Below are 8,666 nucleotides of genomic sequence, written 5' to 3'. Positions count from 1 at the left end.
AAACAATATATTGGGGGAACACATGCTTTATATTCGTATTATTTAATATTCAAAGTAGAAGATAAGCCTTCTGATGATAAAGGTTTTGATGCTATTGAAGTAGAATACAAAGACATTGATAACCTTTGTACTTTATTATTTGATTGTGTGAGATATAATATAAAAAAGAAATCAGAATCTGATAGTATAGAAAATCCTCTTCCATAGAAAAAGAATGAAAAGAAAAATAAATGAAACTTGAATGTGGGAGTAGTATTATATGCAAAAAACGCAGAGTATCAAGGCACAGCGTTTCTCAATTTCCGTCAATCAAATGATGGATGAAAATGGTATACCCGTTTTATTTTCGACAAATATGTTTATGCTGGCAAAGGAATTAAAACCTTTGATTGATTCGGAACTTACAGGAATGAAGAAAGCCAATGAAGAGAGGCTTTTGCGATACAGGGGTAAATAATTTGTGACGGTTATAGGTAGCGTTGCGAATGGACATAAAAAAGAGTGTAATCTGCGGTTGCTGATTACACTCTTTTGTTTGCCTGCTGGCTCTCTTGGGTGGAGCTGGAGAGATTCGAACTCTCGTCCAAACGAGGAATTAATTTGCTTTCTACATGTTTATCTTCGCTTAAATTGTCGGGGAGGAGCAAGACCGAAGCCACCAACTCAACCCTTATCCTCTATGTTTCGCTTGCGATCCGAGGCATCCCGCAAACTATCTCCGATATTTCTGCACCACCGGGTCGGACCGCTTCGGAACAACAGCATCCGGGTGATGTAACGTCCCCACAACTGTTGCGGGGATTAAGCTTTAATCTACTATACTTCGATTAAGCAGCGAGAGCGTAATTATTTTCGCCAGTTAAAATTTTGTTGTCTGAGATTACAGTGCAAGCCAACCACGCACTACATGCTTACAAACCACTTCTGCCCGCTGTCAAAACCGGTCAGCCCCTTGATTTGCGGTACAAAGATACGAATAATCTTTGTACCGCGGTATATTTTATCCTAATTTATTCGCTAAGATCGCCTTCGGCCTCTGCAGGTTCGATAACCCCCAGTTCCATAAACCACTCTTCGGCACGGTATGGCCACTCGTTTACTGCATTTCCCGTGTCGCGCAAACCGTAACCATGTCCGCCTTTGCTATACAGGTGCATCGTGGCAGGTACTCCGGCCTCTTTCAATGCGTAGTAGTAGAAAAGGCTGCTGTTGATGTATGATTTGTCGTCTTCGGTCTGCACCAGCATGGTAGGAGGGGTCTGGGCTGTTACCTTCAGCTCCGGAGCGATGGTGAAGTTTGGTCCATCCAGGTAGGCCGGATAAACAAGCAGACAGAAGTCGGGTTTACAGCTCACCTTATCTGCGGCATCCACCTCCGGATAGGTACGTTTATCATAACTCGTGCTGGCCATCGCTGCCAGGTGAGCTCCGGCAGAGAAGCCCATCACCCCGATACGCTGCGGGTCCAGGTTCAGCTCTTCGGCTTTGCTTCTTACCAGACTGATGGCACGTTGTACATCCTGTAAAGGTGCCGTGTGCTTTTCGAGCCCTGTACGGCGGGGTACCCGGTATTTAAGTAATACGGCGGTAACACCGATCTCATTAAGCCACTGGCAGATTTCGTCTCCTTCGAGGTCGTACGCCAGAATCTCGTATCCGCCACCCGGACAAACAACCATGGCCGCGCCTGTGGCCACTTCGTCGGAGGCTGGGTATATGGTGATGGTGGGATCGCTTACTCCCGAAAGGCGAAGTACGGAAGCGCCTCCCACTTTCCCGCCTTCGGGCAGTGCCTTTTCAATCAACTTGGTCTGCTCGCCGGGAGCGCCCTTGGGAAACAACTGGATGGGTTTATCCTGCGCCATAATTGAACCTGTAATAAGATTAGTAATCAACAGGAAAAGTAAATTTCCTTTTTTCATAACGAGTTTGTTTTAGTAGGATTTATGTTTAGTTGTAATAACGTACCCAGTCTACATAATATTTAAGCGGGAATATACTGTTGTCGATTCCCTGAGATCCTCCCCAGGCTCCTCCCACTGCCAGGTTGAGCAGGAGATAGTGGGGCTTGTCGAACCGCCAGTACTCGGGCAGCTGATCGTCTTTACGGTAACTTAAAATCAGTTTTTCGTCCACGAAAAAGTCCAGCCGGTCGGCATACCATTCCACGGCAAATATATGAAATGCACTGAAGGCATCGTTCAGCTTTACCGAATTGCTGCGTATCACTGCTTCGGGATCGCGTTTGGACCCGGGAGTATGTACGGTGGCATGGATGCGTAGCGGATCGTAACCCACATTTTCCATGATATCGATCTCGCCGCATTCGGGCCAGCCCACGGTGGATCTGTCGGTTCCCATCATCCAAATGGCAGGCCAGGCCCCTTTTCCGGTGGGTATCTTGGCGCAAACCTCGATGCGGCCGCGGAAAAATTCCATTTTGCCCAGGGTATTGATGCTGGCCGAAGTGTATGAAAAGGTGTCTACCTTCTCCTTGTGGGCCGTAATTACCAGGCATCCGTTGGATACGTATGCATTCTTCTTATTCCGGGTGTAGTACTGAGCTTCGTGATTCCGGATATACCCCGTCTCGTAGTCCCAGACTGCCGGGTCGGGCAATCCTTCGTAATTAAACTCTTCAGACCATGCAAGCTTGAGCTGCTGATTGTATTGAGCCTGCAGCGGCAGCAAACAAATTGTACAAAAAAGAAGGAGGATGAATGGTTTCATAAATCATGTAATTTGAATACGAAGGTAAGTATCTTATTTGATTTTTACAACATATTGAAAATAGATTAAATAATCTGCCTGTAAGTTTTTAAGGCTTGTCAAAAACCAGTACATTTGCAACATAGATGATAATACCATGAAGCACCTAATCTCTTTCCGCTGGCCTCTGGTGGCGGTATGCTTGTTTGTTTTTTTACAGCTTTGTTGCTCGTATCACTTTTATTATATTGAACAGAATCAATTGTTTCTGTTTACAACGGATTACTTTCTTTCTGCATTAAAGGTTCCGGGCGGACTTACTGTATATATGGCCGAGTGGATGACACAGTTCTTTATGCTTCCCTATGCAGGTCCGCTGGTGGTGTCGATACTCCTTACATGTGCCGGTATATTGTGCGAAGCGTTGTTTAAACGCCTGAATGCGGGTAAATACGGGTTTGTTTGCAGTTTTTTCCCCCTGGTTTCGTTGCTATTGGCTCACTTTAACTTCAATTATTATACCCAGGGTACGGTGGCCTATCTCTTTATGTTGGGAGCCTTGTATCTTACGTTACGTATTGCAGATGCTACGAAACGGCTTATTGCGGCTACGCTGGTTGCGGTGGGACTGTTCTTTTTGTCGGGTTCCGTTGCCATCCTGTACGCCCTGTGTCTGTTTGTGATAACGATTCTGAACCGTACAAAGCGTTGGTATCTGTTTGCATTGCCGGTGACTGTCACTTTTGTGCTGGCCCTTGTTTCGGTACGCTTCGCCTGCTTTGGTCATTACCGTTTTGCTTTGCTGCCCGATGCCTATTACCATCCGCAATCCCTTCCGGTGGCGTCTATCTATATTTCCTGGTGGATCCTGCCTTTCCTTTTGTTTGCGGTAAAGCTGTTGAGCAGTAAGCAGCAGGGGAGAACCATGTGGCTCAAGCAAGGGGTGTTAGCGGCTGTTCTTGTGGGCTTCACCTATTGGGGCATCCAAAGCTACGGAGATTTTAAATCGGCCAAACTGAAAGAGCTCGACTTCTATGCCCGTACGCAGCAATGGCCTAAAATTATAGAGGCATGTAAGGGGAAAGTGACCAACCTGCTTTACATGAACTACCTGAACATGGCTTTGGCCCGTGAGGGAATGTTGGGCGACCAGATGTTTGCTTTCGACCAGCGCGAACCCAGAAGCCTGATGGTGAACTGGAACAAGACGGCGGAGGTGTCGGCCTTGCTCAGCGATGTGTACTTTGCCATAGGGGATATTGCCTCTGCTCAGGAGATGGCCTTTGAAGGAAATGTGGCGGTACACGGATATGGGAGTCCCCGTATGTTGATGCGTCTGGTGCAGACCAACCTGATATACGGTGCTTATCCGGTGGCCGAAAAATATATTTCGCTGTTGGAACATACCTTCTTCTACGATAAATGGGCCGCTTCGCATCGTAAGTTTCTTGGGAATGATGCATTGATCGAGCAGGATCCGCTGCTGGGAAGCATGCGTCGCTGCCTGCCGGATACAAGCCGGTTGGTTGCCTTAAACGGTGCCTTGGCCGATTTGGAGACTGTGGCTGTGGCTAATCCGCAGCACAAGGCTGCCTTTCAGTATCTGGCCGGAGTATGCCTGCTTTCCAAAGATCTTGCCAAGTTTAAAGAGTTGATAGACAAGTATCATGGTACACCGGTGTTGCCGTCGCTGCCCGTTCCTTACCAGGAGGCGGTGATTGCCTTTGCCGAAAAGGATACCGCCTATTGGCGCACCCGGGGTGTTACCCAGGAGGTGGTGAGACGTTTTTCCGATTACAAACGCCAGGTGGTGGCCAACCGTAATTATCCCAATGCAGGCGACCTGCTGGCGGGATCGTACGGAAAGACCTACTGGTATTTTTATATGTTCAAATAACCTGTTTAATTATGTATAAATCACTTTGTATCGTATTAAGTTCGCTATTGGTAGGCTGTACGGAAACAGTCACCGTAAGCAAACAGCTGGCCGAATTGCCTGTTATTGTGCCCGATTATAAGGAGGTGACCATCCCCGCTGCCATCGCTCCTCTGAACTTTGAGGTAAAGGAGGCTAAGGGGGATGTGCAGGTACGGTTTGCCTCGGCAACCGATTCCTTCGAGGTGGCTGCCAGCAAGGGCAGGGTAGAGATTCCCTCCGGAAAGTGGGAGACGTTGTTAGCTTCTGCCACGGGTAAAAGCATCACGGTGCGCGTATTCGAAAAGCAGTCCGAAGGGTGGGTGGGGTACGCTCCGTACACCATGCAGGTGGCTCCCGAGCCTATCGACCCCTATATTGTGTATCGTCTGATCGAACCGGGGTATGAATTGTGGAACAAGATGGGCATCTACCAGCGCGAACTGGCAACCTACAGCGAGTCCGCTATCTACGAGAATAAGATGACCGACAATAACTGTGTGAACTGCCACTCTTTCTGTATGCAGAATCCCGAAAAGATGCTGTTCCACATGCGTGCCACCTATCCGGGTACGATGATAGTGGATGGCGGGAAGATTGAAAAACTGAATACCAAAACGCCCGAAACCATCTCGCCACTGGTGTATCCTTCGTGGCATCCGTCGGGCAAATACGTCGCTTTTTCGGTCAACAAAACCCAGCAGTCGTTTCATTCCAATAGCCGGAACCGCATCGAGGTGTACGACCTGGAGTCGGATGTGGTGGTGTACGATGTAGAGAAGCACGAGATTGTAACCTCCTCGCGGTTGAGCGGCAGGGATGCCTTCGAGACCTTCCCCACCTTTTCGCCCGATGGGAAATCGCTTTACTATTGTTCGGCAGAAGCCAAAGAGATGCCCGCCTCTTTCGAAGAGGTGAAGTACAGTCTGTGCCGCGTGGACTTTGATCCGGAGAGCCGTTCGTTCGGTGGGCAGACCGACACGCTGTACAACGCAGCCGTGAACGGGAAAAGCGTATCCTTCCCCCGCGTATCGCCCGATGGCAAATACCTGCTATACACCCTGGCCTCCTTCGGTAACTTCTCCATCTGGCATGCCGATGCCGATTTATACATGGTGAATCTGCAGACTGGCACTCACGAGCCCCTAACCGAAGCCAACAGTCCGGATGTGGAAAGCTACCACTCGTGGTCGTCCAACAGCAGATGGATTGTGTTTAGCAGCAGACGGATGGACGGTCTCTATACCCGCCCCTATATTGCCTATATAGATGCACAGGGAAAAGCCTCCAAGCCTTTTGTACTTCCGCAGAAGTCGGCCGACTTCTATCTGGATTTCATGAAATCGTACAATATTCCCGAGTTCGTTACCGGTAAGGTAAAACAGCAAAGCCGCGAAATCGCCCTGCATGCTAAAAACGATAAGGGAACAGACGTAAAGTTTTCAAAATAATTTTTCTATCTTTAACGCCGATAAAATAGCTTCGGCGTTAAAGATAAAATTGAAAGGATCATGTCATTAAAACGTTTTGGCGTATCACTGGAAGACAACCTGCTCGAATCACTTGATAAATTCGTAACAGACAATGGGTTTGCAAACCGTTCGCAAGCCATTCGTTTCCTTGTGGAAAAGAATGTGGCGGAAACCAAATGGCAGTGCAACCATGTTGTGGCAGGAACCATCATTATTATGTACGACCAGCTTAAAAAGGACATCGCCCTGAAGATAGAGCGTGTTCAGCAGCAATATAAAGATGTTATCTTGTCGTCTTCACAGTATTACCTAAATCAGAATTTTTGTCTCCATATCGTAACCGTGACCGGAACAGCCCAGCGACTCACCGAGTTGTCGGACGGGTTGATTACGATTAAGGGCATCAAACATGGTAAACTGGTGATGAGCCGGGCGGACTGACGTCCTTTTTTTTAGCCCTGCGGTAACACCTTTTTTGTTTAGCGTGTTACTATTCTATGGAAAGTTGTGTAAACATTAAAATAAGGGAAGAGAATGAAAAAAGAAGCAATGATGCTTTTAGGCCTTTTGTTAAGTACGGCTTCGTATGCCGGAGACGGAGGAAAGATAGACAGCCTGATCAATCTGAACGGGGTGGTGGTGTCTGCCACCAAAATTCAGGTGAACAAGAACAGTGTACCCATGTCGGTGTCTGTAATTGAGAGAGAACAGATAGAAGCCAGTAGCGAATCGGCCTTGTTGCCTGTACTGTCGCAGCGTGTACCGGGACTCTTTGTAACCCAAAAAGGGATTACCGGCTTCGGTATATCCGAAGGGGCTGCCGGAACCGTAAACATCCGTGGAGTGGGGCAGAGTAACAAAGTGTTGGTGATGTTTGACGGACAGCCGCAATGGGCCGGCGTGTTCGGTCATGCGCTTCCGGATACCTATGTGGCATCGGATGTGGAGCGTGTGGAGGTGATACGCGGACCGGGTTCCCTGTTATACGGATCCAATGCCATGGGAGGGGTGATAAACATCATCACCCGCAGGCAGCATGAGGAGGGACGTTCTACCCAGGCCCGGGTGATGTATGGCTCTTACAATACCCAGAAGTACATGATAAACAACGGTTACAACGTGGGCAGGTTCAGCAGCTTTGTATCCCTTAACCACGACCGTACCGATGGTCACCGTCCCAATTCGGAATTCCAAATCACCAACGGTTTCGCCAAACTGGGCTATACCATAAGCGACCGCTTCAAAGCGACCGGCGATGTGAGTCTGGCTAAATATAAAAACCAGAACCCCGGTAAGGTTACCGCACCTATCCGCGACAATACGATGGATATTCTGCGTGGAACCACCTCCTTTGCGCTGGAAAACACTTTCGGTAATTCCAGCGGTGCCATCCGTGCCTTCTACAACTGGGGCGACCACGAGATAAACGACGGACTGCCAATGACATCCAGTGCCATGAACAGAGGATATCTTTTCCGGTCGGACGACCATAACTATGGGGTGCTTCTGTACCAATCTTTCCGCCTGCTTCCGGGCAATCTCTTTACGGTGGGTGTCGACTATAAGAACTGGGGCGGACATGCATGGAACGACAGTATTGTTGGTCCGGATCAGGAGTTGGTGGACAAATCCGTAAGCGAGACTGCCGGATACATCATCATGCAGCAGGAGCTGTTCGATAAGGTGAGCCTCAATGCCGGTGTACGGTACGAGTACAACAGTACCTTCGGTGGCGAATGGGTTCCCCAGGCCGGTATAACTTACCGCCCGGTAGATGGAAATACATTGAAAGCGTCTGTATCCAAAGGCTTCCGGAGTCCCAATATCCGCGAAATGTATATGTTCCCGCCTCAGAACCCGGATCTGGAACCGGAACGGATGACCAACTACGAGCTTTCTGTAGGACAGCAATTCCTGGGTGGACGGTTGTTTACGGAGCTGACCGCCTTCTTTATCGACGGCAGTAACATGATTGAGGTTACCCGTATAGACGGTCGCCCACGTAACGTGAACACAGGCTCGTTTACCAACAAGGGAATCGAATTCGAAACCATCTGGATGGCTTCCAACAAGCTGCATTTTGATCTTAATTACAGTTACCTGCATACAAGCAAACCGCTGTTGGCTGCACCTGCCCATAAGCTGTCGGCAAACGCAACCTACAAACCCGGCCGGTTCACCTTCAATGTGAATGTACAATCCATCCACGACCTGTATGTAAACACCGTAACACCGGTTAAGGAAGATTATGCCCTGCTCAATGCCAAGGTATCCTACCGCTTCGGTTCACAGTCTAAAGGACTCAATCTGTTTGTAAAGGGAGAAAACCTTACAGCAACACGCTACACCATCAACGAAGGCTTCCCCATGCCGAAAGCCATCGTAATGGGAGGGTTTGATGTTACTTTCTGATATTGATTTAGATTAGTATTATAATTTCTGAAAAATGAGGGTGTGTCAAAACAAAGTAATTGGCACATCCTCTTTCTTTTTTGTTTCGTTTTTCAAAAAAGCTTCAAGCCGCCCATTTTGGATTGATTTTTCTTTCGATTCGATTTTGATCGCTTATC

Annotated in this window: 8 protein-coding genes and 1 other RNA gene; 6 read left to right on the top strand and 3 right to left on the bottom strand. The window is 48.2% G+C overall.

Going from position 1 to position 8,666, the window contains the following annotated elements:
* Nucleotides 1-207 (top strand): hypothetical protein (locus tag AB7E53_RS13265; RefSeq protein ID WP_446776183.1); only part of this gene is annotated, 207 nt, incomplete at its 5' end.
* 52 nt (nucleotides 208-259) lie between these two features.
* The gene (locus AB7E53_RS13260) at nucleotides 260-457 is read left to right on the top strand and encodes a hypothetical protein (protein ID WP_446776181.1); all 198 of its coding nucleotides are present in this window, start codon (nucleotides 260-262) and stop codon (nucleotides 455-457) included.
* Between the two features lie 96 nt (nucleotides 458-553).
* Here the strand turns inward: AB7E53_RS13260 and ssrA are convergent.
* The 3 genes from ssrA to AB7E53_RS13245 form a co-directional block, all read right to left on the bottom strand.
* Nucleotides 554-952: a transfer-messenger RNA gene (gene ssrA, locus AB7E53_RS13255) on the bottom strand.
* A gap of 58 nt (nucleotides 953-1,010) precedes the next feature.
* Nucleotides 1,011-1,922: an alpha/beta hydrolase gene (locus tag AB7E53_RS13250; RefSeq protein ID WP_446772584.1), complete on the bottom strand. Its 912-nt coding sequence runs from the start codon at nucleotides 1,920-1,922 to the stop codon at nucleotides 1,011-1,013.
* Nucleotides 1,923-1,950: 28 nt separating this feature from the next.
* Nucleotides 1,951-2,730 (bottom strand): glycoside hydrolase family 16 protein, encoded by a 780-nt coding sequence (locus AB7E53_RS13245; protein ID WP_446776179.1) that lies wholly within the window; start codon nucleotides 2,728-2,730, stop codon nucleotides 1,951-1,953.
* A gap of 136 nt (nucleotides 2,731-2,866) precedes the next feature.
* Between AB7E53_RS13245 and AB7E53_RS13240 the strand changes: the two genes are divergently transcribed.
* The 4 genes from AB7E53_RS13240 (at nucleotide 2,867) to AB7E53_RS13225 (ending at nucleotide 8,508) form a co-directional block, all read left to right on the top strand.
* Nucleotides 2,867-4,606 (top strand): DUF6057 family protein, encoded by a 1,740-nt coding sequence (locus AB7E53_RS13240; RefSeq protein ID WP_446776177.1) that lies wholly within the window; start codon nucleotides 2,867-2,869, stop codon nucleotides 4,604-4,606.
* A gap of 11 nt (nucleotides 4,607-4,617) precedes the next feature.
* Nucleotides 4,618-6,075 carry a hypothetical protein gene (locus AB7E53_RS13235; RefSeq protein WP_446776175.1) on the top strand — a complete coding sequence of 486 codons (1,458 nt, stop codon included), beginning with the start codon at nucleotides 4,618-4,620 and terminating at the stop codon, nucleotides 6,073-6,075.
* A gap of 60 nt (nucleotides 6,076-6,135) precedes the next feature.
* Nucleotides 6,136-6,537, top strand: a complete 402-nt coding sequence (nikR, locus tag AB7E53_RS13230) for a nickel-responsive transcriptional regulator NikR (RefSeq protein ID WP_079683879.1) — start codon at nucleotides 6,136-6,138, stop codon at nucleotides 6,535-6,537.
* A 93-nt stretch (nucleotides 6,538-6,630) separates the two neighbouring features.
* Nucleotides 6,631-8,508 carry a TonB-dependent receptor gene (locus AB7E53_RS13225; protein WP_446776173.1) on the top strand — a complete coding sequence of 626 codons (1,878 nt, stop codon included), beginning with the start codon at nucleotides 6,631-6,633 and terminating at the stop codon, nucleotides 8,506-8,508.
* The last annotated feature ends 158 nt before the right edge of the window (nucleotides 8,509-8,666 follow it).

Origin of the sequence: Macellibacteroides sp. (genome assembly GCF_050251695.1) — a bacterium.
GTDB lineage: Bacteria > Bacteroidota > Bacteroidia > Bacteroidales > Tannerellaceae > Macellibacteroides > Macellibacteroides fermentans.
This window is presented reverse-complemented; position numbering and strand designations above follow the sequence as displayed.

Bases quoted from the DNA above. Each gene is read 5' to 3' on its own strand.
- AB7E53_RS13260 (WP_446776181.1), top strand. From the start codon at position 260: ATGCAAAAAACGCAGAGTATCAAGGCACAGCGTTTCTCAATTTCCGTC.
- AB7E53_RS13250 (WP_446772584.1), bottom strand. From the start codon at position 1,922: ATGAAAAAAGGAAATTTACTTTTCCTGTTGATTACTAATCTTATTACA.
- AB7E53_RS13245 (WP_446776179.1), bottom strand. From the start codon at position 2,730: ATGAAACCATTCATCCTCCTTCTTTTTTGTACAATTTGTTTGCTGCCG.
- AB7E53_RS13240 (WP_446776177.1), top strand. From the start codon at position 2,867: ATGAAGCACCTAATCTCTTTCCGCTGGCCTCTGGTGGCGGTATGCTTG.
- AB7E53_RS13235 (WP_446776175.1), top strand. From the start codon at position 4,618: ATGTATAAATCACTTTGTATCGTATTAAGTTCGCTATTGGTAGGCTGT.
- nikR (WP_079683879.1), top strand. From the start codon at position 6,136: ATGTCATTAAAACGTTTTGGCGTATCACTGGAAGACAACCTGCTCGAA.
- AB7E53_RS13225 (WP_446776173.1), top strand. From the start codon at position 6,631: ATGAAAAAAGAAGCAATGATGCTTTTAGGCCTTTTGTTAAGTACGGCT.